At 67.6% G+C, this 21,849-nt stretch carries 33 protein-coding genes; 2 read left to right on the forward strand and 31 right to left on the reverse strand.

Translation table 11 applies throughout. The features are described 5' to 3' along the window. Positions 1-58: 58 nt before the first annotated feature. Positions 59-1,264 carry a pyridoxal phosphate-dependent aminotransferase gene (locus tag QFW80_RS06180; RefSeq protein WP_280600571.1) on the reverse strand — a complete coding sequence of 402 codons (1,206 nt, stop codon included), beginning with the start codon at positions 1,262-1,264 and terminating at the stop codon, positions 59-61. A gap of 262 nt (positions 1,265-1,526) precedes the next feature. Further along, a complete protein-coding gene (locus QFW80_RS06185) occupies positions 1,527-2,021 on the reverse strand; it encodes a peptidylprolyl isomerase (protein ID WP_280600572.1) in 495 nt (164 codons plus the stop codon). 119 nt (positions 2,022-2,140) lie between these two features. Between QFW80_RS06185 and typA the strand changes: the two genes are divergently transcribed. Both typA and QFW80_RS06195 read left to right on the forward strand, forming a co-directional pair. After that, on the forward strand, positions 2,141-3,970 hold the full coding sequence (typA, locus tag QFW80_RS06190; protein WP_280600574.1) for a translational GTPase TypA: 1,830 nt from the start codon (positions 2,141-2,143) through the stop codon (positions 3,968-3,970). After that, complete coding sequence (locus tag QFW80_RS06195; RefSeq protein ID WP_280600576.1) at positions 3,967-4,551, forward strand: 2'-5' RNA ligase family protein; 585 nt, start codon at positions 3,967-3,969, stop codon at positions 4,549-4,551. The genes typA and QFW80_RS06195 overlap by 4 nt, the downstream gene beginning before the upstream one ends. Positions 4,552-4,596: 45 nt before the next feature. On the opposite strand, the gene QFW80_RS06200 is transcribed toward QFW80_RS06195, so the two are convergent. The 29 genes from QFW80_RS06200 to rpsJ all read right to left on the reverse strand — a co-directional run bounded on the left by QFW80_RS06200 (position 4,597) and on the right by rpsJ (position 21,283). Next, positions 4,597-5,991, reverse strand: a complete 1,395-nt coding sequence (locus tag QFW80_RS06200) for a class II 3-deoxy-7-phosphoheptulonate synthase (protein ID WP_280600577.1) — start codon at positions 5,989-5,991, stop codon at positions 4,597-4,599. Between the two features lie 93 nt (positions 5,992-6,084). After that, entirely contained in the window at positions 6,085-6,582 is a 498-nt protein-coding gene (locus tag QFW80_RS06205) for a disulfide bond formation protein B (RefSeq protein ID WP_280600578.1), read from the reverse strand. A gap of 188 nt (positions 6,583-6,770) precedes the next feature. After that, positions 6,771-7,145, reverse strand: a complete 375-nt coding sequence (rplQ, locus tag QFW80_RS06210) for a 50S ribosomal protein L17 (RefSeq protein WP_280600579.1) — start codon at positions 7,143-7,145, stop codon at positions 6,771-6,773. 265 nt (positions 7,146-7,410) lie between these two features. After that, a complete protein-coding gene (locus tag QFW80_RS06215; RefSeq protein ID WP_280600580.1) occupies positions 7,411-8,409 on the reverse strand; it encodes a DNA-directed RNA polymerase subunit alpha in 999 nt (332 codons plus the stop codon). A 145-nt stretch (positions 8,410-8,554) separates the two neighbouring features. Continuing rightward, positions 8,555-9,190, reverse strand: coding sequence for a 30S ribosomal protein S4 (gene rpsD, locus QFW80_RS06220; RefSeq protein WP_280578315.1), 636 nt, complete (start codon positions 9,188-9,190; stop codon positions 8,555-8,557). Positions 9,191-9,204: 14 nt separating this feature from the next. After that, entirely contained in the window at positions 9,205-9,597 is a 393-nt protein-coding gene (rpsK, locus tag QFW80_RS06225; protein ID WP_146387421.1) for a 30S ribosomal protein S11, read from the reverse strand. Positions 9,598-9,612: 15 nt separating this feature from the next. Then, a complete protein-coding gene (gene rpsM, locus QFW80_RS06230; protein WP_280600581.1) occupies positions 9,613-9,969 on the reverse strand; it encodes a 30S ribosomal protein S13 in 357 nt (118 codons plus the stop codon). 441 nt (positions 9,970-10,410) lie between these two features. Then, positions 10,411-11,736, reverse strand: a complete 1,326-nt coding sequence (secY, locus tag QFW80_RS06235) for a preprotein translocase subunit SecY (RefSeq protein WP_425603511.1) — start codon at positions 11,734-11,736, stop codon at positions 10,411-10,413. Positions 11,737-11,764: 28 nt separating this feature from the next. Further along, positions 11,765-12,199, reverse strand: a complete 435-nt coding sequence (rplO, locus tag QFW80_RS06240; RefSeq protein WP_280600583.1) for a 50S ribosomal protein L15 — start codon at positions 12,197-12,199, stop codon at positions 11,765-11,767. 4 nt (positions 12,200-12,203) lie between these two features. Continuing rightward, positions 12,204-12,401: a 50S ribosomal protein L30 gene (gene rpmD, locus QFW80_RS06245; protein ID WP_280600584.1), complete on the reverse strand. Its 198-nt coding sequence runs from the start codon at positions 12,399-12,401 to the stop codon at positions 12,204-12,206. Then, positions 12,394-12,933, reverse strand: a complete 540-nt coding sequence (gene rpsE / locus QFW80_RS06250; RefSeq protein ID WP_280600585.1) for a 30S ribosomal protein S5 — start codon at positions 12,931-12,933, stop codon at positions 12,394-12,396. The genes rpmD and rpsE overlap by 8 nt, the downstream gene beginning before the upstream one ends. A gap of 168 nt (positions 12,934-13,101) precedes the next feature. Then, positions 13,102-13,455: a 50S ribosomal protein L18 gene (gene rplR, locus QFW80_RS06255; protein ID WP_280600586.1), complete on the reverse strand. Its 354-nt coding sequence runs from the start codon at positions 13,453-13,455 to the stop codon at positions 13,102-13,104. Positions 13,456-13,487: 32 nt separating this feature from the next. Then, positions 13,488-14,015, reverse strand: coding sequence for a 50S ribosomal protein L6 (gene rplF / locus QFW80_RS06260; protein ID WP_280600587.1), 528 nt, complete (start codon positions 14,013-14,015; stop codon positions 13,488-13,490). Positions 14,016-14,028: 13 nt separating this feature from the next. After that, complete coding sequence (rpsH, locus tag QFW80_RS06265) at positions 14,029-14,424, reverse strand: 30S ribosomal protein S8 (protein WP_280600589.1); 396 nt, start codon at positions 14,422-14,424, stop codon at positions 14,029-14,031. A gap of 219 nt (positions 14,425-14,643) precedes the next feature. Continuing rightward, entirely contained in the window at positions 14,644-14,949 is a 306-nt protein-coding gene (rpsN, locus tag QFW80_RS06270) for a 30S ribosomal protein S14 (protein WP_280600591.1), read from the reverse strand. 9 nt (positions 14,950-14,958) lie between these two features. After that, a complete protein-coding gene (gene rplE / locus QFW80_RS06275; protein WP_280600593.1) occupies positions 14,959-15,501 on the reverse strand; it encodes a 50S ribosomal protein L5 in 543 nt (180 codons plus the stop codon). A gap of 29 nt (positions 15,502-15,530) precedes the next feature. After that, the gene (rplX, locus tag QFW80_RS06280; protein WP_146387445.1) at positions 15,531-15,842 is read right to left on the reverse strand and encodes a 50S ribosomal protein L24; all 312 of its coding nucleotides are present in this window, start codon (positions 15,840-15,842) and stop codon (positions 15,531-15,533) included. A gap of 15 nt (positions 15,843-15,857) precedes the next feature. After that, entirely contained in the window at positions 15,858-16,226 is a 369-nt protein-coding gene (gene rplN, locus QFW80_RS06285; RefSeq protein ID WP_280600595.1) for a 50S ribosomal protein L14, read from the reverse strand. Positions 16,227-16,241: 15 nt separating this feature from the next. Beyond that, on the reverse strand, positions 16,242-16,505 hold the full coding sequence (gene rpsQ / locus QFW80_RS06290; RefSeq protein ID WP_280600596.1) for a 30S ribosomal protein S17: 264 nt from the start codon (positions 16,503-16,505) through the stop codon (positions 16,242-16,244). 11 nt (positions 16,506-16,516) lie between these two features. Next, on the reverse strand, positions 16,517-16,705 hold the full coding sequence (gene rpmC, locus QFW80_RS06295; protein WP_280600597.1) for a 50S ribosomal protein L29: 189 nt from the start codon (positions 16,703-16,705) through the stop codon (positions 16,517-16,519). Next, a complete protein-coding gene (rplP, locus tag QFW80_RS06300; RefSeq protein WP_280600598.1) occupies positions 16,705-17,118 on the reverse strand; it encodes a 50S ribosomal protein L16 in 414 nt (137 codons plus the stop codon). The genes rpmC and rplP overlap by 1 nt, the downstream gene beginning before the upstream one ends. A gap of 3 nt (positions 17,119-17,121) precedes the next feature. Further along, a complete protein-coding gene (gene rpsC / locus QFW80_RS06305; RefSeq protein WP_280600600.1) occupies positions 17,122-17,874 on the reverse strand; it encodes a 30S ribosomal protein S3 in 753 nt (250 codons plus the stop codon). Between the two features lies 1 nt (position 17,875). Beyond that, positions 17,876-18,268: a 50S ribosomal protein L22 gene (gene rplV, locus QFW80_RS06310; protein WP_280578329.1), complete on the reverse strand. Its 393-nt coding sequence runs from the start codon at positions 18,266-18,268 to the stop codon at positions 17,876-17,878. 10 nt (positions 18,269-18,278) lie between these two features. Next, entirely contained in the window at positions 18,279-18,548 is a 270-nt protein-coding gene (gene rpsS / locus QFW80_RS06315; RefSeq protein WP_280600601.1) for a 30S ribosomal protein S19, read from the reverse strand. A 6-nt stretch (positions 18,549-18,554) separates the two neighbouring features. Beyond that, positions 18,555-19,382 (reverse strand): 50S ribosomal protein L2, encoded by an 828-nt coding sequence (gene rplB / locus QFW80_RS06320; protein ID WP_280600602.1) that lies wholly within the window; start codon positions 19,380-19,382, stop codon positions 18,555-18,557. A 10-nt stretch (positions 19,383-19,392) separates the two neighbouring features. Continuing rightward, positions 19,393-19,692 (reverse strand): 50S ribosomal protein L23, encoded by a 300-nt coding sequence (gene rplW / locus QFW80_RS06325; protein WP_280578330.1) that lies wholly within the window; start codon positions 19,690-19,692, stop codon positions 19,393-19,395. Beyond that, positions 19,689-20,294, reverse strand: coding sequence for a 50S ribosomal protein L4 (gene rplD, locus QFW80_RS06330; RefSeq protein ID WP_280600603.1), 606 nt, complete (start codon positions 20,292-20,294; stop codon positions 19,689-19,691). The genes rplW and rplD overlap by 4 nt, the downstream gene beginning before the upstream one ends. Positions 20,295-20,306: 12 nt before the next feature. After that, complete coding sequence (gene rplC, locus QFW80_RS06335; RefSeq protein WP_280600604.1) at positions 20,307-20,960, reverse strand: 50S ribosomal protein L3; 654 nt, start codon at positions 20,958-20,960, stop codon at positions 20,307-20,309. An 11-nt stretch (positions 20,961-20,971) separates the two neighbouring features. After that, complete coding sequence (gene rpsJ, locus QFW80_RS06340; protein ID WP_140908250.1) at positions 20,972-21,283, reverse strand: 30S ribosomal protein S10; 312 nt, start codon at positions 21,281-21,283, stop codon at positions 20,972-20,974. Positions 21,284-21,849 lie beyond the last annotated feature (566 nt).

Genomic DNA, 21,849 nt, shown 5'->3' on the forward strand with positions numbered 1-21,849 from the left:
ACCCGACGGGGAGAAAACGGTCTGCGGCGCCATGCGCACGGGGCTCGCGCGCGCCACGTCAGGCCAGTTCCGCGAAGAATTCGCGGAAGCGCTGCAGCCCCGGCTCGAGCTGCGGCGCGGGACAGGTGTAGGAAATGCGCAGGGCCCGCGGCTCGCCGAAGGCCGAGCCCGGCACGCAGGCCAGTCCCTTGGCCTCGAGCAGCGCGTTGCACAGGTCGACGTCGTCGTCGATGCGCAGGCCTGTCGGCGCATGCGTGCGCCCGAAGGCGATGCTCACGTCCGGGAACGCGTAGAACGCGCCCTGCGGCCGCGGGCAGACCAGCCCCGGAATCTGCGCCAGGGCATCGAGCACGCGGTCGCGGCGCTGCTGGAACTCGGCGCACTTCTCCGCCGGCACGTCCTGCGGGCCGGACAGGGCTGCGATCGCAGCTGCGGTCACCACCTCGGGCACGTTGGTGACGTGGGTGGAGTTGAGCGCGGTCAACGCCGCCGCCACCGGTTCCGGTCCCGCCATGAAGCCCACCCGCCAGCCCGGCATGCCATAGGTCTTGGACAGGGAGTCGACGAAGATCACCCGGTCGCGCAGCTCCGGACGCACGTGCAGGAAGTTGTGGTAGCCCACGCCGTCGAACACCATGCGGTGGTAGATGTCGTCGGTGATCACCCAGGTGTCGGGATGCCGCGCGATCACCTCCGCCAGCGCCGCGATCTCCTCGCGGGTGTAGACCATGCCGGTCGGGTTGGACGGGTTGTTGAACAGGAACACTTTCGGCCTGGCGGCCAGCGCGGCCTCGAGCTGCGCGGGCACCAGCTTGTAGTCCTGCCCGGGCGGGCACGGCAGCAGCCGCACGGCGGCGCCCAATAGCGCGCCGATATCGGCATAGGTGGTCCAGTAAGGGGTCGCGAACGCGAACCCGTCGCCCTCTTCCAGCAGCGCCTCGCACAGGTTGAACAGCACGTGCTTGGCGCCGATGCCGGTGGCGCAGTTGGCGCGGCGGTAGCCGGTCAGGCCCGCGCGGTCCAGATGCGCCAGGAACGCATCGAGCAGGGCATCGGTGCCGCGGTTGCTCCCGTATTGCCCCGAGTCGGCCGCCAGCGCTTCGCGCGCCGCGGCGTAGACGTGCTCGCCGGGGAGGAAGTTCGGCACCCCGATCGAAAAACTGATGATGTCGCGCCCCTGCGCCTTGAGCTGCCTGGCCCGTTCGGCGACGAGCATGATCGCGCTCTGCTTGGCGCGGCCCATGCGGCGGGCGAGTTCGGGCATCAGGGGATCTCGAGCGGATGGCGGGAGCGGCGCCAGCGGGACACTGGACGCCGCGTGGCGGCCGCGAATTCTAGCATGGGCCTGAACCGGGATCGTCCCCGCGCGGCTGGCAAGCCACTGTTTCCAATGGGACAATTCCTGGCCGAAGCCGGTGCACCGCGCGCTCGCGTACGAGCCGCGGCAGTGCACCTGACAGGGACCGCACACGCATCCAGCCCGGCGGCGGATGCCCCGACGCGCCCCGGCGCGGGATCCCCCGCCCTCAGGCCGCGAGGACCCTGTTCCACTCGGCGACCCGGTCGGCCTTCGCCGCCAGCGCCGCATCGGCATCGCCTTCGATCCGCACAGACTTGATCGCATCGCCCTGCTTCACGGCATCGACCACGTCCAGGCCCTCGGTGACCTTGCCGAACACGGTGTGCTTGCCGTCCAGCCAGTCGGTCTTGATGTGGGTGATGAAGAACTGGCTGCCGTTGGTGTTCGGACCGGCATTGGCCATCGACAGCACGCCCCGCTCGTGCTTCACGCCGTTGGCCGTTTCGTCCTCGAAGCGGTAGCCGGGGCCACCGCGGCCGGAGCCCTCCGGACAGCCGCCCTGGATCATGAAATCCGGGATCACCCGGTGGAAGCTCAGGCCGTCGTAGAAGCCGCGCCGGGCCAGGTTGACGAAATTCGCGACCGTCAGCGGCGCCTTGTCGGCGAACAGGTCGACCTTGATGGTCCCGCGGTCGGTGTCGAAAATGGCGGACAGGCTCATGAGATTCAGCTCCAGGTGGCCGGAGGGGCCGGTAGGCCCGCTATAATAACGGGCTTCCCTCCCGCCCTTGCGTGCCCTGCCCTCCCGGCAGCGGGTGCGTCATTCACGAACCCGCTGACATGTCCATCGAACGCCTGCGCAACATCGCCATCGTCGCCCACGTCGACCACGGCAAGACCACCCTCGTCGACTGCCTGCTCAAGCAGTCCGGCACCCTGTCCGAACGCACGGTGCTGGCCGAGCGGGTGATGGACAGCAACGACCAGGAGAAGGAACGCGGCATCACCATCCTGGCCAAGAACACCGCCATCACCTGGCAGGGCAACCGCATCAACATCGTCGACACGCCCGGGCACGCCGACTTCGGCGGCGAGGTCGAACGCGTGCTGTCGATGGTCGACTCGGTGCTGATCCTGGTCGACGCGATGGACGGCCCGATGCCGCAGACGCGCTTCGTCACCCAGAAGGCGTTCGCGATGGGCTTCAAGCCGATCGTCGTCGTCAACAAGATCGACCGTCCCGGCGCCCGCCCGGACTGGGTGATCGACCAGGTCTTCGACCTGTTCGACAAGCTCGGCGCGACCAACGAGCAGCTCGACTTCCCGATCGTGTACGCCTCGGCGCTGCACGGCTACGCCAGCCTCGACGACAGCGTGCGCGAGGGCGACATGACCCCGCTGTACGAGGCGATCATGAAGCACGTGCCGGCGCCGTCGGTGGATCCCGACGGCCCGTTCCAGATGCGCATCAGCCAGCTGGACTACAACAACTTCGTCGGCGTGATCGGCATCGGCCGCATCCAGCGCGGCACGCTGAAGAAGAACATGCCGGTGGCGGTGATCGACCGCGAAGGCAAGAAGCGCCAGGGCAAGGTGCTGCAGGTGCTCGGCTTCATGGGCCTCGAGCGCATCGAGCAGGACAGCGCCGGGGCCGGCGACATCGTCGCCGTCTCGGGTATCCAGGACCTCACGATCTCCGACACCGTCACCGCGCTCGACACCCCCGAGGCGCTGCCGGCACTGACGGTCGACGAGCCGACGATCTCGATGACCTTCCAGGTCAACAACTCGCCGTTCGCCGGCAACAAGGACCTGTCGGGCGGCAAGTTCCTCACCAGCCGCCAGCTCAAGGACCGGCTCGAGCGCGAGACCGTGCACAACGTGGCGCTGAAGGTCGAGCAGCTGGAGGACGCTGACAAGTTCCTGGTCTCCGGCCGCGGCGAGCTGCACCTGTCGGTGCTGATCGAGAACATGCGCCGCGAAGGCTTCGAGCTCGCGGTCTCGCGCCCCGAGGTGATCATCAAGGAGATCGACGGCCAGCTGATGGAGCCGATCGAGCAGCTGGTGGTGGACGTCGAGGAAGTGCACCAGGGCGGCGTGATGGAGAAGCTCGGCACGCGCAAGGGCCAGCTCAAGAACATGGAACCCGACGGCAAGGGCCGCGTGCGCCTGGACTACGAGATCCCGGCGCGCGGCCTGATCGGCTTCCAGAACGAGTTCCGCACCCTCACCCAGGGGTCGGGCCTGCTGTTCCACGTGTTCGACCATTACGGCCCGAAGGAAACCGGCCCGATCGCCAAGCGGCAGAACGGCGTGATGATCGCCAATGCGCCCGGCGTGACCCCGGCCTATTCGCTCGGGCCGCTGCAGGACCGCGGCAAGCTCTTCGCGGCCGAAGGCGACAACGTCTACGAGGGCCAGCTGGTCGGCATCCACTCCAAGGACAACGACCTGACGGTCAACGCGATCAAGACCAAGCCGCTGACCAACATGCGCGCGTCCGGCAAGGACGATGCGATCCAGCTGAGCCCGGCGATCAAGTTCACCCTGGAGCAGGCGCTGGACTTCATCGACGACGACGAACTGGTGGAAGTCACGCCGAAGGAAATCCGGCTGCGCAAGAAGATGCTGACCGAGAGCGACCGCAAGCGGGCCAGCCGCGCGGCGTGAGCGGCGCGCTGTTCCCCGGCTGGCGGCCCGATGCGGCTGGCCGGGAGCGGCTGGCGGAGCAGATCGCGACGCTGCTCGCCGCTTGCCCCACTGGCGCGCCGAAGCTGCAGCCCAGGCGGCCGGAGCAGTGGCACGCGACCCTGTGCTTCATCGGCTACGGCCTGCGCGACGCGGTGACACCCCGCTTGCTGTCCGCTTTCGCGGACGCAGCCGCGCGCATCCCGCCGCACGATTTCACCATCGAGCGCATCGAATACTGGCGCCAGTCCGGCGCCGTCGTCGCCCTGCCGGGTCCCTGCCCGGCGCTGCAGGCACTGTGCGACGAAACGTACGCCGCCGTGCGCCGCTGCGGACTGCGTCCGCAACAGGCCACCACGCAGCCGCACGTCACCCTCGCCTACCTTGGCCGCGGTCTCGATCCGCAGCCATGGCTGGCCGGCGTCGACTGCACCGGCGCCTCGCTGCGCGTCGACGGGTTCGAACTGCTGTTCAATCCCGGCGGACGCTATGAATCGCTCGCGTCCTGGCCGCTGACGGGGACCAGGTTGCCGGCAATCCCCACCCAGCCGGCGCTGCTGTAGGCATTCGTCCCGGCACCGCGCACAGGCGGCGCCCCGCGTGCGTCCTCAGGCCACGACCGGCGGATTGAGCTGCGCATGCTTGCGCACGATCAGCATCGCGGTCTCCAGCGCCTGTTCGTAGTTCAGGCGCGGATCCACCGCCGACCGGTAGGCGCGGCCGAGGTCGACCTCGGTCAGGTCGCGCGCGCCGCCGATGCACTCGGTGACGTCTTCGCCGGTCAGCTCCAGGTGCACGCCGCCCAGGCGGGTGCCGGCGGCGGCATGGATGTCGAACGACTGCTCGATCTCGCTGCGGATGTTGTCGAAGCGCCGGGTCTTGTACCCGTTGCTGGTGGACTCGGTGTTGCCGTGCATCGCGTCGCAGATCCACAGCACGCGGCGGCCGTCGCGCTTGACCGCATCGAGCAGCGCCGGCAGCTTCGTGGCCACCTGCGACGCGCCCATGCGGTGGATCAGGCCGAGCCGGCCGGGTTCGTCGTCCGGGTTGAGCACGTCGATCAGGCGCAGCAGCTGGTCCGGCGTCACCGACGGGCCGACCTTGACCGCGATCGGGTTGCGGATGCCGCGGAAATACTCGGTGTGGGCGCCGTCGAGCGCCGCCGTGCGCATGCCCACCCACGGGAAGTGCGTGCTGAGGTTGAACCAGCCCCACTGCCGCGGGACCTGGCGCGTCTGCGCCTCCTCGTAAGGCAGCAGCAGGGCCTCGTGCGAGGTGTAGAAGTCGACCCGGTTGAGGTTGTGTACCTGCGCGCCCGCGAGCGTCTCCATGAAACGCACCGCGTCACCGATGCCGGCGACCATCTTCTGGTATTCGCCCGCCAGCGGTGACTGCTTCACCCAGCCCAGGCCCCAGTACTCGGGATGGTGCAGGTCGGCGAAGCCGCCATCGATCAGCGAGCGCACGAAGTTCATCGTCATCGCCGAGCGCGCGTGCGCCTTGACCATGCGCCGCGGATCGGGAATGCGCGCCTCGGCCGTGAACGCCGGCCCGTTGACGATGTCGCCGCGGTAGCTCGGCAGTTCGATGCCGTCGCGCACTTCGGTATCGGCCGAGCGCGGCTTGGCGTACTGGCCGGCGAAGCGGCCCACGCGCACCACCGGCAGCTTCATGCCGTGCACCAGCACCAGGCTCATCTGCAGCAGGACCTTGAGCCGGTTGGAGATGATGTCCGACGAACACTCGCCGAAGTTCTCCGCGCAGTCCCCGCCCTGCAGCAGGAAGCGCCTGCCCTCCTGGGCTTCGGCCAGTTGCTGCTTGAGCGCGAGGATCTCCCACGAGGTGACCAGCGGCGGCAGCGCGCGCAGTTCGTCCTGCACCTCGGCCAGCGCGTCCGCGTCCGGATACGTGGGCATCTGCAGCGCCGGGCGCGAGCGCCAGCTGCCGGGATGCCATTCGTTCGGAAGGTTCACTGCCTGGAGCGGTCGATCTGGCCTGTTCATGTGCACTACCCGGATGGAGCAGCGATGGTGCGCCCCTTGTTGCGACGCGTCAATTTCAGCTGCAACGGACGCGGATGGCGCGCCGGGCGACGGTCAGCGACGCCGGAACGCCGCGAACAGCGCCCACGCGGCCAGCAGCACGAACCACACCAGGCTCCACCACGGCATCGACAGCCCAAGGAAGGTCCAGTCGACCGTACCGCAGTCGCCGGTCCCGATCAGGACCTGGCGCACTAGGCTCGGCGTGTCCATCGTCTCGCGCATGAACGCGAACGGCGCGCCGCAGGCGGGAATTTCCGGCGGGAACATCTGCAGCCAGACATGGCGCGACGCGACCCCGATGCCCGCCGCCGCGGCCGCCAGCGCCAGCACGCCCCAGGTGCGCCGCGCGCCGGCCGCGTGCGGCGCGTGCAGCCCCGCCAGCAGCAGCACCAGCCCGAGCGCCGCGAACGCGATGCGCTGGAAGATGCACAGCGGACACGGCTCCAGCCCCCACGCGAACTGGCTGTAGATGGCGAAGCCGATCAGCGCGAAACAGACCACCGCGCCGGCCAGCATCTGGAGACGGAAGGACCAGCGGAAGGGATTCATGCGCACCGGAGATCGGGAAGGAAGGCGGCATTATCGCCCGCCTGCGTGCAGGCGCACGACCGCCGGGGCCGGCGGGCGGCGCGGTCGTCGCCGCCCGCCGCGTGCGGTGGCCCACATGCGAAAAACCCCGGCCAGGCCGGGGTTTCGATCGCTCGCGGGGTCGCGGCCAGCTGTCCGGTCGCGTCCGGTTACTCCGCGCTGGCCTGCGGACGGTCCACCAGCTCCACATACGCCATCGGCGCGTTGTCGCCGGCGCGGAAGCCGCACTTGAGGATGCGCAGGTAACCGCCCGGGCGCGAGGCGTAGCGCGGGCCGAGCGTGGTGAACAGGTTGCCCACCGCTTCCTTGTCGCGCAGGCGCGAGAAGGCCAGGCGGCGGTTGGCGACGCTGTCGACCTTGCCCAGGGTGATGAGCGGCTCGGCGACGCGGCGCAGCTCCTTGGCCTTGGGCAGGGTGGTCTTGATCAGGTCGTGCTTGAACAGCGACGCGGCCATGTTGGTGAACATCGCGGCGCGGTGGGCGCTGGTGCGGCTGAACTTGCGGCCGGCTTTCTGATGGCGCATGGGTCGGGTTCCTTACGTGAATGTCGTGGCGTTGGAGATCGCTGTCGCCATCCTGGCGTTGCAACTTGGACTGCGCTGGTCCGGTCCGGCGTCCCTGGCCGGGGGTGCCGCGAACTCGGGTTCGTCGGCGGTATTCGAATGTCTCGACTACATCAAACGCTTGAAGCCGTGGCTGCGCCGCGTTTGCACCCCCGGCCCGGCGCAGCACGCCGGGCGTTCGTGGGCGCCAGCCGTTGCCTGGGGGCAACGGCTGCACGGCGCCCACTCACCCCAGCATGCCGTGGCTGGAGACGCCGGCCGGCGGCCAGTTCTCGAGCTTCATGCCCAGCGACAGGCCTCGCTGCGCCAGGACTTCCTTGATCTCGGTGAGCGACTTCTTGCCGAGGTTCGGGGTCTTGAGCAGCTCGACTTCCGTCTTCTGGATCAGGTCGCCGATGTAGTAGATGCTCTCGGCCTTCAGGCAGTTGGCCGAACGCACGGTCAGCTCCAGATCGTCGATCGGGCGCAGCAGGATCGGATCCACGCCCGGGGCCTGCGCCTTCTGGCCGCCGCGGTCGCGGTGGGTGAAGTCGCCGAACACGCTCAGCTGGTCGGTGAGGATGTCGGCGGCGGTGCGCACGGCTTCCTCGGCGTCGATCGTACCGTTGGTCTCGATGTCCAGGACCAGCTTGTCCAGGTCGGTGCGCTGCTCGACGCGCGCGGCCTCGACTTCATACGCCACGCGGCGGACCGGCGAGAACGAGGCGTCCAGCATCAGGCGGCCGATCGCGCGGGTCTCTTCGTCCGGACGGCGACGGGCGGCGGCCGGCTGGTAGCCGAAGCCGCGCTCGATCTTCAGGCGGATGTTGAGCTGGGTGTCCTTGGTCAGGTGCGCGATCACGTGGTCGGGATTGAGGATCTCGACGTTGTGGTCGGTCTTGATGTCGGCAGCGGTGACCACGCCGGGGCCGGACTTGCTCAGGGTCAGGGTCGAGCTCTCGCCCGTGCCCATGCGGATCGCGACGTCCTTGAGGTTGAGCAGCACCTCGAGCACGTCTTCCTGCAGGCCCTCGATCGTGCTGTACTCGTGCAGCACGCCGTCGATCTCGACTTCGGTGATCGCGAAGCCAGGGATCGAGGACAGCAGCACGCGGCGCAGCGCGTTGCCGAGGGTGTGGCCATAGCCGCGCTCGAGGGGTTCGATCACGACCTTCGCACGGTTGCCGGCGAGGCGCTCGATCTGGGGACCACGGGGGCGCAGGACTTGGTTGGCGGTAACTGTCATATTCGTAGCGTCTCCTGCAGGGCTGCGCATCCGTCGACCCGTCGCCCTGGACGTTTGGAGCCCCTTGCTGGCAAGGGGTGGCCCGCGCATGGGCGCGGGCCGGGGGAGTTGTTGCTGGTGCCGCGGGGTGACCCGCCGCCAGTCCTTACTTCGAGTACAGCTCGACGATCAGCGCTTCGTTGATGTCCGCCGGCAGGTCGCCGCGGTCCGGGACCGCCTTGAACACGCCGCTGAACTTCTTCTGGTCGACCTCGACCCAAGAGGGCGAGAGGTCCATGCTGGACGAGACGTTCAGCGCTTCCTGGACGCGCATCTGCTTCTGCGCCTTCTCGGACAGGGCGATCGCGTCGCCGGCCTTGACCTGGTAGGACGGCAGGTTCACCGGCTTGCCGTTGACCGTGACGCCGCGGTGCGAGACCAGCTGGCGGGCCGAGGGGCGGGTGACCGCGAAGCCCATGCGGTAGACGACGTTGTCCAGGCGGGTCTCGAGGAGCTGTAGCAGGTTCTCACCCGTGTTGCCCTTCTTGTTCGAGGCCTTCTTGTAGTAGTTGCGGAACTGGCGCTCGAGCAGGCCGTAGATACGCTTGACCTTCTGCTTCTCGCGAAGCTGCAGGGCGTAGTCGGACAGCTTGCTGCGACGCGCGCCGGTGCCGGCGCCGTGCTGGCCGGGCTTCTGCTCCAGCTTGCACTTGGAATCCAGCGCACGGGTCGGCGACTTGAGCGAGAGGTCGGCGCCTTCGCGGCGCGCGAGCTTGCAGGTGGGACCGATGTAACGAGCCATTTCTTATCGCTCCCTTAGACGCGACGCTTCTTCGGCGGACGGCACCCGTTGTGCGGGATCGGCGTCACGTCGATGATGTTGGTGATCTTGTAGCCCACGTTGTTCAACGAACGCACGGCCGACTCGCGACCCGGACCCGGGCCCTTGATGCGGACTTCCAGCGACTTCACGCCGTAGTCCAGCGCATCCTTGCCCGCCTTCTCGGCGGCCACCTGGGCCGCGAACGGGGTCGACTTGCGCGAACCGCGGAAGCCCGCGCCGCCCGAGGTCGCCCACGACAGCGCATTGCCCTGGCGGTCGGTGATCGTGATGATGGTGTTGTTGAACGAAGCGTGCACGTGCGCGATGCCGTCGGTGACGACGCGCTTGATCTTCTTCTTCTGCTTGGCAGCTGCCGGCTTGGCCATGTCGGATGTCCTCGATTACTTCTTGATGGCCTTGCGCGGACCCTTGCGGGTGCGGGCATTGGTCCGGGTGCGCTGGCCGCGCAGGGGAAGGCCACGACGATGGCGCAGGCCGCGGTAGCAGGCCAGGTCCATCAGGCGCTTGATGGCCATGCCGACCTCGCGGCGCAGGTCGCCCTCTACCACGAACTTGCCGACCTCGGCGCGCAGGCGCTCGACGTCCGGCTCCGACAGGTCGCGGATCTTGGTGTTCGACGACACGCCCGCGGACTCGCAGACCTGCTTCGAACGGGTACGGCCGATGCCGTAGATGCTTTGCAGCCCGACCCAGACATGCTTCTGGGCAGGCAGGTTGACACCTGCAATACGCGCCATGCGCGGATCTCCAACTGGTTGGTCGGCCGGAACGGATGGTTCCGGCGGAGTGAACACGAAATTGTAACAGGGTCCCGGGTTGTCTGGAAGCCGGAGGCGCGGCTGCGCCTTCGACCCGGCATGGGGAGTGTGCCCATGCTCCGGCGACGGATCCTGGCTGGCCCGGGGGTCTCCCCCCTGCCCCGCGCACTACTCTGGTGCGCGTATGGCCCGGATCCACCCCCGCGCGGGACTGCCGCAGGGGTCGCCCATCGTGCCGGGGGAGGCTTGGCTCCGCGCCGGCGTGAATTCTTGGTGGCGTCCATGTCCGCCGAAAAGCGCCATAGGCGCCGCTTCGGCTGTTCCGGTCCAACCCTCCATGGCGTGGCCACGGCGGCTTCGGATCGTCCGGCCCGACCATCCATGGTCGGGCGCTAGCCCGGACAGCGCGACAGTGTCGCGCTAGCGCGTCCGGGCTCCGCCCTTCAGGTTCGCCTTCTTGAGCAGGCTTTCGTACTGGTGGGACATCAGGTGGGCCTGGATCTGGGCGATGAAGTCCATCACCACGACCACCACGATCAGCAGCGACGTGCCGCCGAAATAGAACGACACGCCCAGCTCCGCGCGCATGAACTCCGGCAGCAGGCAGACCAGCACCAGGTAGGCGGCGCCGGCGGCCGTGAGCCGGGTCAGCACGCCGTCGATGTACTCGGCGGTGGCCTTGCCGGGACGGATGCCCGGGACCAGGGCGCCGGACTTCTTCAGGTTGTCCGCGGTCTCCTGCGAGTTGAAGACCAGCGCGGTGTAGAAGAACGCGAACCCGGCGATCAGCCCCGCGTAGAGCAGGATGTACAGCGGCTCGCCCGGCGACAGCGCCTGGGCCACGCGCTGCAGCCACTGGGCCGAGCCGGCCTGCCCGAACCAGGTGGTGGCGGTGGCCGGGAACATGATGATCGACGAGGCGAAGATGGCCGGGATCACGCCCGCCATGTTGAGCTTCAGCGGCAGGAACGACGTCTGGTTCATGTACGCGTTGCGACCGCCCTGGCGGCGCGCGTAGTTGACCGTGATCCGGCGCTGCCCACGCTCGACGAACACCACGAAGTAGGTGAACGCCATCACCAGCACCGCGATCACGATCACCGCGATCGGGCTCATGTCGCCGTTGCGGGCGGCCTCGATCGTGCCGATCACCGCGCTGGGCAGCCCCGCGACGATGCCGGCGAAGATGATCAGCGACACGCCGTTGCCGATGCCGCGCTCGGTCACCTGCTCACCCAGCCACACCAGGAACATGGTGCCGGCGGTCAGCGCCACGATCGCGGTGAGCACGAAGCCCGGGCCCGGCGCGTAGACCACCGGGATCCCGGTGCCCGCGCCCTGGCTCTGCAGCGCGATCGCGATGCCGGCCGACTGGAAGATCGCCAGCGGGATCGCGCCGATGCGCGACCACTGGGTGATCCGCCGGCGGCCGGACTCGCCTTCCTTCTGGATCGCCTTGAGGCTGGGCACGATCTGCACCATCAGCTGCATGACGATCGAGGCGGAGATGTACGGGATCACGTTCAGCGCGAACAGACTGAAGCGCTCCAGCGCACCACCGGAGAACATGTTGAACATGTCCACGATGGTGCCTTCCTGCCGCTCCATCAGCTGCAGCATCGCGTCCGGGTTCACGCCCGGCACCGGGATGAAGCAGCCGATGCGGTAGACGATCAGCGCGCCGAGCACGAACAGCAGGCGCTGGCGCAGCTCGGTGAACTTGCCCGCGCCGGCCAGACCCGACATCGCTCCTGCGCTTCGCGCCATGCCCTGCTTACTCCTGGATCGAGCCGCCGGCGGCCTCGATCGCCGCGCGCGCACCGGCCGTCACCAGCAGGCCCTTGAGCACGAGCTTCTTCGAGACGTCGCCCTTCTTGACGATCTTGGCCTTCTTCGCGGTGCTCGGCACCAGCTTCGCGGCGCGCAGCGCGGCGAAATCGACGTCGCCCTCGAGCTTGTCGAGCTGGTACAGGAACACTTCGGCGGTGTCGGCCTTGAGCTTGGAACGGAAGCCGATCTTCGGCAACCGCATGTGCATGGGCATCTGGCCGCCTTCGAAGCCGGCCTTGATCTTGCCCTTGCCCGCGCGAGCGAACGAACCCTTGTGGCCGCGGCCGGCGGTCTTACCGAGGCCGGAGCCGATGCCGCGACCGACGCGGGTGCGCTCCTTGCGGGCGCCGTCGGCAGGCTTGAGCGTATTGAGCTTCATGTGATTACTCCTCGACCCGGACCAGGTAGTGGACCTTGTTGATCAGGCCACGGACCTGCGGGCTGTCCTTCAGTTCGCGGACGTCGTTGAGCTTGTTCAGGCCCAGCGCACGCACGGACAGGCGATGCTTCGCCTGCGAGCCGCGCAGGCCCTTGACCAGGCGCACCTTCACGGTGCCGCCGGCGGCTTCCTTCTTAGCCATTGATCAGATCCTCCACCTTCTTGCCGCGCTTGGCGGCGATCTGCGCCGGCGAATGCATCTCGTCGAGACCGCGGATCGTGGCGCGCACGAGGTTGATCGGATTGCGCGACCCGACCGCCTTGGCCAGCACGTCCTTGACGCCGACCGCTTCGAGCACGGCGCGCATCGCGCCACCAGCGATGACGCCGGTACCTTCGGACGCGGGCTGCATGAACACGCTGGCAGCGCCGTGACGCGACTTCACCGTGTGCCACAGGGTGCTGCCGTTGAGATCGACCGTCTTCTGGTTCTTGCGGGCCTGCTCCATGGACTTCTGGATCGCGACCGGCACTTCGCGTGCCTTGCCGTAGCCGAAGCCGACCTTGCCGTTGCCGTCGCCCACCACCGTCAGCGCGGTGAAGGTGAACTGGCGACCGCCCTTGACCGTCTTGCTGACGCGGTTGACCGCGATCAGCTTCTCGATCATGCCGTCGTCCATCTCTTCGCGGTCGCGATTACGGTCGCGCCCGCGGGATTCGCGTTGTTCTGCCATTGCCGTGTCTCTTGATCTGGAGGGAATTGGCGGCTGGGCCGCTTATGGTTGTGGTCAAGGAGCGGTGGACCGCGTCAGCGGACAGAAGCCGCTGGGCGTCCGGTGCATGCCCGCACCGGCGGGTCGAGATCGGAACCGGCATGGCGGTCGCCAGCCCGGTTCCAAGCATCAGAACTGCAGGCCACCCTCACGGGCGGCGTCGGCCAGGGCCTTGATGCGGCCGTGGTAACGATAGCCGGAACGGTCGAACGCGACCTGCTCCACGCCGGCGGCACGCGCCTTCTCGGCGATCGCGCGGCCGACCTTGGCGGCGGCGTCGGCGTTCTTGCCGTTCTTCAGGCCCTCGCGCACGTCGGCCTGGGTGGTGCTGGCCGCGGCCAGGACCTTCGAGCCGTCGGCGCTGAACACCTGGGCGTACACGTGCTGGCCGGTGCGCAGCACCGACAGGCGCGGCACGCCGAGTTCGCGGATGTGCGCACGGGTCGACTTGGCGCGGCGCAGGCGGGCGATTTTCTTGTCCATGGTCTGTTCTCTGGCGGGAAGCGGATCGGCCCTTAGGCCTTCTTGGCTTCCTTGCGGATGATGGTTTCGTCGGAGTACTTCACGCCCTTGCCCTTGTAGGGCTCCGGCGGACGGAATCCACGGATCTTGGCGGCGACTTCGCCCACCAGCTGCTTGTCCGCGCCCGCGACCAGGATCTCGGTCTGCGTCGGCGTGGTGATCGTGATGCCCTCGGGGGCCTTGAACACCACCGGGTGCGAGAAGCCCAGCGACAGGTTCAGGTCCTTGCCCTGGACCGCGGCGCGGTAGCCGACGCCCACCAGCTCGAGCTTGCGCTCGAAGCCCTGGGACACGCCGTGCACCATGTTGGCGACGATCGCACGCAGCGTGCCGGTGAGGGCGATCTGCGACGGATCGTTGGCCGAGAGCAGCGCGTTGCCGTCCTCGACGTTGACCTGGATATCGGCCGGCTTCGGCACCGACAGGGTGCCCTTCGGGCCCTTGACGCTGATCGAATCGGGCTGCGAGCTGATTTCCACGCCCTTGGGCAGGGCGACCGGCTTCTTGGCGATGCGGGACATGTGCGTTACTCCCTTAGGCCACGAAGCACAGGACTTCACCGCCGACGCCCTGCTGGCGCGCCTGCGCATCGGTCATGATGCCCTTGGAGGTGGAGATGATCGCGACGCCCAGGCCACCGAGGACCTTGGGCAACGCGTCCTTGCCGCGGTACTGGCGCAGGCCCGAGCGCGAGACGCGCTTGAGCTGCTCGATCACCGGACGGCCTTCGTAATACTTGAGTTCGATCTCGAGCTCGGCCTTGGCGCCGGCTTCGGTCACGCGCAGGTCGCCGATGTAGCCTTCGTCCTTGAGGACGTTGGCGATGGCGACCTTGGTCTTGGAGGACGGCATCTTCACCGTCGGCTTGCCGACCGCGGCCGCATTCCGGATGCGGACCAGCATGTCGGCGATGGGATCAGTCATGCTCATGGGAATTCCTTATGAGTGCACCGATATCCGCTTTCGCGAAAATCTGTTCGGATTGTCTCCGGCCGGCCGGATGGCTGCCGGGGGAGCCGGATTCCGCCCACGAACGCGGGCGAGCCGGCAATTATATACCAATGCCCCGCCGTCTGGCGACGGCGGCGATCCGGGCCATGCCGCGGCCGGGACCGGCCGCGTCGCCGCGACCGGATACCGCCGTTGCTGTTACCAGCTGGCCTTGCGCAGGCCGGGCACGTCGCCGCGCATAGTGGCTTCGCGCAGCTTGTTGCGGCCCAAGCCGAACTTCGAGTAGACGCCGCGCGGGCGGCCGGTCAGCGCGCAACGCGTCGTCTGGCGCGCCGGCGAGGAATCGCGCGGCAGCTTCTGCAGGCGGGTCGCGGCGTCGATCTTGTCCTCGTAGCTCGCGGTCTGGCTGCTGATGATCTTCTTCAGCTCCGCACGCTTGCCGGCGTGCTTCTTCGCCAGCTTGGCGCGCTTGACCTCGCGGTTGACCATGGACGTCTTGGCCATGTGGTTTCCTCAGTTGCGGAACGGGAAGCGGAACGCTTCGAGCAGCGCCTTGGCTTCCGCGTTCGTCTTGGCGGTGGTGGTGATGGCGATATCCATGCCGCGGATCGCGTCGACCTGGTCGAAGTCGATTTCCGGGAAGATGATCTGTTCCTTCACGCCCATGTTGTAGTTGCCGCGACCGTCGAAAGAACGGCCCGACACGCCGCGGAAGTCGCGCACGCGCGGCAGCGAGACGTTGACCAGGCGGTCGAGGAACTCGTACATGCGGTTGCGGCGCAGCGTGACCTTGCAGCCGATCGGCCAGCCGTCGCGGATCTTGAACGAGGCCACGGACACGCGCGACTTGGTCACCAGCGGCTTCTGGCCACTGATCTTGGCCATGTCGGCGGTCGCGTTCTCGAGGATCTTCTTGTTCGCCGCGGCCTCGCCCACGCCCATGTTGAGCGTGATCTTGGTCAGCCTCGGCACCTGCATGATGTTGGTGTAGCCGAACTGCTGCATCAGCTTCGGCACCACCTCATCCTTGTAGAACTGTTCCAGACGGGTCGTCATCTTCTTGATTCCTGGTTTCCGGCGGGCCTTCAGACCGCCTCGCCGCTCGAGCGGAACACGCGCAGCCGCCGTCCATCCTCGAGCACCTTGGTACCGACGCGCTCGCCCTTGCCGGAGGCAGGGTTGAACAGCATCACGTTCGACACGTGGATCGGCGACTCGCGCTCGATCACGCCACCGGGCTGGCCGGCCTGCGGGTTGGGCTTGGTGTGGCGCTTGACGATGTTGATGTTCGACACGACGACCTTGTCGCCGAGCACGCGCACCACGTCGCCGGTCTTGCCCTTGTCGCGGCCCGCGATCACGACCACCTGGTCGCCCTTCTTGATTCGATTAGCCATTGTCGTTTCCTCCGCTCACAGCACTTCGGGCGCGAGCGAGACGATCTTCATGAACTTCTCGGAACGCAGCTCGCGGGTCACGGGCCCGAAGATGCGCGTGCCGATCGGCTCGTGCTTGTTGTTCAGCAGCACGGCGGCGTTGCCGTCGAAGCGGATCAGCGAACCGTCCGGGCGACGAACGCCCTTGCGGGTACGCACCACGACCGCGTCGTAGACCTCGCCCTTCTTCACCTTGCCGCGCGGGATCGCGTCCTTGACCGAGACCTTGATGATGTCGCCGATCGCGGCGTAACGGCGCTTGGAGCCGCCGAGCACCTTGATGCACATCACTTCCTTGGCACCCGAGTTGTCGGCCACGTCGAGGTGGCTCTGCATCTGGATCATTTCAGTGCCTCCTGTTTACTCGGCCGCGCGCGCGACGATCTCGACCACGCGCCAGTTCTTGGTCTTGGACATCGGCGCCACTTCCACCAGGCGCACGATGTCGCCTTCCTTCGCGGCGTTGTCGGCGTCGTGGGCGTGCAGCTTGGTCGAGCGGCGGATGTACTTGCCGTACAGCGCATGCTTCACGTTGCGCTCGACCAGAACGGTCACGGTCTTGTCCATCTTGTCGCTGACCACCCGGCCCTGGACCGTGTTCTGCTTCTTTTCGCTGTTGTTCATGGTCGTGTGCCTTACTTCTTCGACCCGAGCAGCGTATTCACGCGCGCGATCTCTCGGCGCACGCGACGTGCTTCGTGGGTCTTGGTCAGCTGGCCGGTCGCCTTCTGCATGCGCAGGGCGAACCGCTCCTTCTGCAGGTCCAGCAAGTGGCCCTGCAGTTCGTCCGCGGACTTGCCGCGCAGTTCCTTGATCGTCGCCATCAGCGCACCGTCCGGGTCACGAAAGTGGTGGTCACCGAGAGCTTGGCGGCGGCCAGGCGGAACGCCTCGCGCGCGACGGCCTCGTCGACGCCCTCGATCTCATAGATCATGCGGCCGGGCTGGATCTGCGCCACCCAGTACTCCACGCCACCCTTGCCCGAGCCCATGCGGACTTCGATCGGCTTCTTGGTGATCGGCTTGTCGGGGAACACGCGGATCCACATCTTGCCGCCGCGCTTGACGTGGCGGCTGATCGAGCGGCGGCCGGCCTCGATCTGGCGCGCGGTCAGCTGGCCGGTCGCGGTGGCCTTCAGTCCGTACTCGCCGAAGCTGACGGCGTTGCCGCTCCACGCCAGGCCTTCGTTGCGGCCCTTGTGCATCTTGCGGAATTTGGTTCGCTTGGGTTGCAGCATGGTTTAGTCCCTCGCCTCGCGGTCGCCGCGGTCGCGGCGCGGTCCACGCGGACGATCGCGGTCACCGCGGTCGCCACGATCGTTGCCGCGCGGCGAATCGTCCTGCTTCTCCTGGCCCACCTGGCTGAAATCGAAGATCTCGCCCTTGTAGATCCAGGTCTTGATGCCGATGATCCCGTAGGTCGTCTTGGCCTCGGCGAAGCCGTAGTCGACGTCGGCGCGCAGCGTGTGCAGCGGCACGCGACCTTCGCGGTACCACTCCGAACGCGCGATCTCGGCGCCGTTGAGGCGGCCGGCGACGTTGACCTTGATGCCCAGCGCGCCCAGGCGCATCGCGTTGCCGACGGCGCGCTTCATGGCGCGGCGGAACATGATGCGGCGCTCGAGCTGCTGCGCGATCGATTCGGCGACCAGCTGCGCGTCGAGCTCGGGCTTGCGCACCTCGGTCACGTTGATGTGGGCGGGCACGCCCATCATCTCGCTCACGTCCTTGCGCAGCTTCTCGATGTCCTCGCCGCGCTTGCCGATCACCACGCCCGGGCGGGCGGTGTGGATCGTCACGCGAGCGGTCTTGGCAGGACGCTCGATCAGGATCTTGCTGATGCCGGCCGCGGCGAGGCGCTTGCGCAGCATCTCGCGCACCTTCAGGTCGGCCGTCAGGTAATCGGCGTATTCCTTCTTGCCGGCATACCACTTGGAGTTCCAGTCCTTGGCGATGCCCAGGCGGATGCCGGTGGGATGAACTTTATGACCCATGTTACTTGCCCTCTCCCACGACGACGGTGATGTGGCTGGTGCGCTTGAGGATGCGCGTGCCACGACCCTTCGCGCGGGCCATGAAGCGCTTCAGCGTCGGGCCTTCGTCGACGGTGATCGTGGCGATCTTCAGCTCGTCGATGTCGGCGCCGGCGTTGTTCTCGGCGTTGGCGATCGCGGACTCGACCAGCTTCCTGATCATGGCCGCCGCCTTCTTGTCGGAGAACTTCAGCAGGCTGACCGCGCGCTCGGCCGGCAGGCCGCGGACCTGGTCGGCGACCAGGCGCGCCTTCTGCGGCGAGATGCGGGCGGTGCGGAGCACCGCGGTGCGCTTGTTGACCTCGGTGCGAGCGCGCCGGGCCTCTTCGTGCTTGGCTCGTGTTGCCTTGTCCATCGTGCGCTCCTTACCTGCCCGACTTCTTGTCGCCACCGTGACCCTTGAAGGTCCGGGTGAGCGCGAATTCGCCGAGCTTGTGGCCGACCATGTTCTCGTTGACCAGCACCGGGATGTGGTTGCGGCCGTTGTGGACGGCGATCGTGAAGCCCACCATTTCCGGCAGGATCATCGAGCGGCGCGACCAGGTCTTGATCGGCTTCTTGGTGTTGCCGGCCGCTTCCACCTTCTTGATCAGGTGGTGGTCGACGAACGGGCCCTTCTTCAGTGAACGTGCCATGGTCTATCAGCTCCTGCGGTCGCGCACGATGAACTGCTGCGTCCGCTTGTTCTTGCGGGTCTTGTAGCCCTTGGTCGGCACGCCCCACGGGGTGACCGGGTGCGGGTTGCCCTGGCCGGCCTTGGCCTCGCCACCGCCGTGCGGGTGGTCGACCGGGTTCATCGCCGCGCCGCGCACGGTCGGCTTGATGCCCCGCCAGCGCTTGGCGCCGGCCTTGCCCAGCTTCTCGAGGTTGTGCTCGACGTTGCCGACTTCGCCGATCGTGGCGCGGCACTCGGCCGGCACCCGGCGCATCTCGCCCGAACGCAGGCGGATCAGCGCGTAGACGCCTTCGCGCGCCACCAGCTGCACGCCTGCACCCGCGGCACGCGCGATCTGCGCGCCCTTGCCCGGCTTCATCTCGATGCAGTGCACCGTGGAGCCGACCGGGATGTTGCGCAGCGGCAGCGTGTTGCCGGCGCGGATCGGGGCATCGTTGCCCGCGATCACCTGGTCGCCGGCCTTCAGGCCCTTGGGCGCGATGATGTAGCGGCGCTCGCCGTCGACGTAGCACAGCAGCGCGATGTGCGCGGTGCGGTTGGGATCGTATTCGATCCGCTCCACGCGCGCCGGGATGCCTTCCTTGTCGCGCTTGAAGTCGATGATGCGGTAGTGCTGCTTGTGGCCACCGCCGACGTGGCGGGTGGTGATGCGGCCGTGGTGGTTACGGCCACCGGACTTGCCCTGCGGCTCGACGAGCGCGGCATGCGGCGCTCCCTTGTGCAGGTCGGGCGTCACCACGCGGACCGCGCTGCGGCGGCCGGGGGACGTGGGCTTGAACTTCATCAAAGGCATGGGAGCTTCCTCAGGCCGTCGCGTTGATCACGTCGATCGACTGGCCTTCGGCCAGCGTCACGTACGCCTTGCGCCAGCTGCCGCGGCTGCCCTGGCGCTGACGGAAGGACTTGCTCTTTCCCTTCACGTTCACCACGTTGACAGCGGACACCTTGACGTCGAAGAGCTTCTCGATCGCGGCCTTGATGTCGGCCTTGGTCGCGTCTTTCGCCACTTCGAACGCGTACTGGTTCGACACTTCCTGCAGGCGCGCGGTCTTCTCGGACACGCGCGGCGCACGGATCACTTCATAGAGCTTGGCGTCGTTCATGCCAGCCACTCCTCGATCTTCTTCACCGCATCGGTGGTGACCAGCACGCTGTCGGCACCGACCAGCGCGACCGGGTCCAGCCCCTGCACGTCGCGCACTTCGACGTACGGCAGGTTGCGCGCGGACAGGTACAGGTTCTCCGAGGCGTCCTCGGTCACGATCAGCGGGCGCTTGCCGAGCTCGAAATCCTTGAGCTTGGAAATCAGACCGCTGGTCTTGGGCGCGTCGATGTCGAACGAGTCGACCACGGTGATGCGGCCCTGGCGGTTGAGCTCGGACAGGATCACGGCCATCGCCGCGCGGTACTGCTTGCGGTTGACCTTCTGCGCGAAGCTGCGCGGCTTGGCCGCGAAGGTCACGCCGCCGCCGACGAAGATCGGGGCCGTCAGGGCGCCATGACGCGCGCCGCCGCCCTTCTGCTTCTTGGACTTCTTGGTGGTGCCGTTGACCTCGGCGCGGGTCTTCTGCGCCTTGGTGCCCGCGCGACCGGCGTTGCGATAGGCGACGACGACCTGGTGGACCAGGTCCTCGCTGAATTCGCGGCCGAAGATCGCGTCGGAGACGGACAGCTTGTTGTTGCTACCGTTGATGGCGAGTTCCATCGTCGTCTCTCCTTATGCCTTGCTCGAGGGACGCACGACGACGTCACCGCCCGGAGCCCCCGGAACCGCGCCCTTGACGGCGATCAGGCCGCGCTCGGCGTCGACCTTGACCACCTGCAGGCGCTGGGTGCTCTGCGTATCCGCGCCCATATGGCCGGACATCTTCTTGCCCGGGAACACGCGGCCCGGCGTCTGGCGCTGGCCGATGGAGCCCGGCGCGCGGTGCGACAGCGAGTTGCCGTGCGTCGCATCGCCCATCTTGAAGTTCCAGCGCTTGATCGTGCCCTGGAAGCCCTTGCCCTTGGTCACGCCCTGGACGTCGACCAGCTGGCCGACCTCGAAGATGTCGGCCTTGATCTCGCCGCCGACCTCGAAATCGGAAATCTTGTCGTCGGCCACGCGCAGTTCCCACAGGCCGCGACCGGCTTCGACCTTGGCCTTGGCCAGGTGGCCGGCCTCGGGCTTGGTCAGCAGCGAGGCGCGCTTGACGCCGGCGGTCACCTGCACGGCGCTGTAGCCGTCGGTCTCCACCGTCTTGATCTGCGTGATGCGGTTGGGGGTCGCTTCGATCAGGGTCACCGGCACGGACTTGCCGTCCTCGGTGAACACCCGGCTCATCCCGGCCTTTCGGCCGACGATGCCCAACGAATGGATCTTCGCGGTCATGGTGGCGGGCCTCAGGTCAGCTTGATCTGGACGTCGACGCCAGCCGCGAGCTCGAGCTTCATCAGCGCGTCCACGGTCTTGTCGTTGGGGTCGACGATGTCGAGCACGCGCTTGTGCGTGCGGGTCTCGTACTGGTCGCGCGCGTCCTTGTCGACGTGCGGCGAGGTCAGCACGGTGTAGCGTTCGATCTTGGTCGGCAGCGGGATCGGGCCGCGCACCTGCGCGCCGGTCCGCTTGGCCGTTTCGACGATCTCGCTCGCGGAACGGTCGATCAGCCGGTGATCGAACGCCTTGAGCCGGATCCGGATTTTCTGGTCCGCCATGACGGAATTCCTCGTTGAAAGAGCGACAGGCCCTGCGGCTGGGTGCGCAGAACCCCTTGATGGATCCGGGAGCCCGCCTGCCGCGGGGAATGCCCGGACACCGTCGGTACGCCTGGAAAAAACAAGGCAGACCGGTTTCCCGATCCGCCCAGACGGAGAACTGCGAGCGCAACAAAATGCCCCGCCTATGTGTCCCGGAAACCTCCGGAACGGGCGAAGCGCATGCCGCGCGACAATGTCCCTGTCTGGCGAAGACGAGGTGCTTCCTGCCCCTCATTTCGCGGTATCGGGGGCAGCCATGCCTCGGCCTGCCCTCGAGAGTCGAACATTATGAAACCTTCACGGCCTGGATGCAAGCGTTGGCTGCATCTTTTCCGCAACCGCCGAACGGGCGCCTCGGCCCCCGCCCCGCGGGGATGGGCCCGCGGCCTCAGCGACGCCCCGGCAGCTCACCGGGACCCGCCGGAGACCCCACTTCGCGCTGTTCACTCCGGCCCTACGGCCTTCGCGGCCCCGCCTGCGCGGGGACGATCTTCCACCAGCCGGGCGCGCGGTGCGCGCCCGGG

Source organism: Luteimonas rhizosphaericola (assembly GCF_029888045.1).
In the GTDB taxonomy this organism is placed as follows: domain Bacteria; phylum Pseudomonadota; class Gammaproteobacteria; order Xanthomonadales; family Xanthomonadaceae; genus Luteimonas; species Luteimonas rhizosphaericola.

Bases quoted from the DNA above. Each gene is read 5' to 3' on its own strand.
- QFW80_RS06180 (WP_280600571.1), bottom strand. From the start codon at position 1,264: ATGCCCGAACTCGCCCGCCGCATGGGCCGCGCCAAGCAGAGCGCGATC.
- QFW80_RS06185 (WP_280600572.1), bottom strand. From the start codon at position 2,021: ATGAGCCTGTCCGCCATTTTCGACACCGACCGCGGGACCATCAAGGTC.
- typA (WP_280600574.1), top strand. From the start codon at position 2,141: ATGTCCATCGAACGCCTGCGCAACATCGCCATCGTCGCCCACGTCGAC.
- QFW80_RS06200 (WP_280600577.1), bottom strand. From the start codon at position 5,991: ATGAACAGGCCAGATCGACCGCTCCAGGCAGTGAACCTTCCGAACGAA.
- QFW80_RS06205 (WP_280600578.1), bottom strand. From the start codon at position 6,582: ATGAATCCCTTCCGCTGGTCCTTCCGTCTCCAGATGCTGGCCGGCGCG.
- rplQ (WP_280600579.1), bottom strand. From the start codon at position 7,145: ATGCGCCATCAGAAAGCCGGCCGCAAGTTCAGCCGCACCAGCGCCCAC.
- QFW80_RS06215 (WP_280600580.1), bottom strand. From the start codon at position 8,409: ATGACAGTTACCGCCAACCAAGTCCTGCGCCCCCGTGGTCCCCAGATC.
- rpsD (WP_280578315.1), bottom strand. From the start codon at position 9,190: ATGGCTCGTTACATCGGTCCCACCTGCAAGCTCGCGCGCCGCGAAGGC.
- rpsK (WP_146387421.1), bottom strand. From the start codon at position 9,597: ATGGCCAAGCCGGCAGCTGCCAAGCAGAAGAAGAAGATCAAGCGCGTC.
- rpsM (WP_280600581.1), bottom strand. From the start codon at position 9,969: ATGGCGCGTATTGCAGGTGTCAACCTGCCTGCCCAGAAGCATGTCTGG.
- secY (WP_425603511.1), bottom strand. From the start codon at position 11,736: ATGTCGGGTCTGGCCGGCGCGGGCAAGTTCACCGAGCTGCGCCAGCGC.
- rplO (WP_280600583.1), bottom strand. From the start codon at position 12,199: ATGAAGCTCAATACGCTCAAGCCTGCCGACGGCGCCCGCAAGGAGCGC.
- rpmD (WP_280600584.1), bottom strand. From the start codon at position 12,401: ATGGCTAAGAAGGAAGCCGCCGGCGGCACCGTGAAGGTGCGCCTGGTC.
- rpsE (WP_280600585.1), bottom strand. From the start codon at position 12,933: ATGGCAGAACAACGCGAATCCCGCGGGCGCGACCGTAATCGCGACCGC.
- rplR (WP_280600586.1), bottom strand. From the start codon at position 13,455: ATGGACAAGAAAATCGCCCGCCTGCGCCGCGCCAAGTCGACCCGTGCG.
- rplF (WP_280600587.1), bottom strand. From the start codon at position 14,015: ATGTCCCGCATCGCCAAGAAGCCGGTCGCCCTGCCCAAGGGCGTGGAA.
- rpsH (WP_280600589.1), bottom strand. From the start codon at position 14,424: ATGAGCATGACTGATCCCATCGCCGACATGCTGGTCCGCATCCGGAAT.
- rpsN (WP_280600591.1), bottom strand. From the start codon at position 14,949: ATGGCCAAGACGTCCATGGTCAACCGCGAGGTCAAGCGCGCCAAGCTG.
- rplE (WP_280600593.1), bottom strand. From the start codon at position 15,501: ATGACGACCCGTCTGGAACAGTTCTACAAGGATGAGGTGGTGCCGAAG.
- rplX (WP_146387445.1), bottom strand. From the start codon at position 15,842: ATGGCTAATCGAATCAAGAAGGGCGACCAGGTGGTCGTGATCGCGGGC.
- rplN (WP_280600595.1), bottom strand. From the start codon at position 16,226: ATGATCCAGATGCAGAGCCACCTCGACGTGGCCGACAACTCGGGTGCC.
- rpsQ (WP_280600596.1), bottom strand. From the start codon at position 16,505: ATGAACAACAGCGAAAAGAAGCAGAACACGGTCCAGGGCCGGGTGGTC.
- rpmC (WP_280600597.1), bottom strand. From the start codon at position 16,705: ATGGCGACGATCAAGGAACTGCGCGGCAAGTCCGCGGACGAACTGCAG.
- rplP (WP_280600598.1), bottom strand. From the start codon at position 17,118: ATGCTGCAACCCAAGCGAACCAAATTCCGCAAGATGCACAAGGGCCGC.
- rpsC (WP_280600600.1), bottom strand. From the start codon at position 17,874: ATGGGTCATAAAGTTCATCCCACCGGCATCCGCCTGGGCATCGCCAAG.
- rplV (WP_280578329.1), bottom strand. From the start codon at position 18,268: ATGGACAAGGCAACACGAGCCAAGCACGAAGAGGCCCGGCGCGCTCGC.
- rpsS (WP_280600601.1), bottom strand. From the start codon at position 18,548: ATGGCACGTTCACTGAAGAAGGGCCCGTTCGTCGACCACCACCTGATC.
- rplB (WP_280600602.1), bottom strand. From the start codon at position 19,382: ATGCCTTTGATGAAGTTCAAGCCCACGTCCCCCGGCCGCCGCAGCGCG.
- rplW (WP_280578330.1), bottom strand. From the start codon at position 19,692: ATGAACGACGCCAAGCTCTATGAAGTGATCCGTGCGCCGCGCGTGTCC.
- rplD (WP_280600603.1), bottom strand. From the start codon at position 20,294: ATGGAACTCGCCATCAACGGTAGCAACAACAAGCTGTCCGTCTCCGAC.
- rplC (WP_280600604.1), bottom strand. From the start codon at position 20,960: ATGACCGCGAAGATCCATTCGTTGGGCATCGTCGGCCGAAAGGCCGGG.
- rpsJ (WP_140908250.1), bottom strand. From the start codon at position 21,283: ATGGCGGACCAGAAAATCCGGATCCGGCTCAAGGCGTTCGATCACCGG.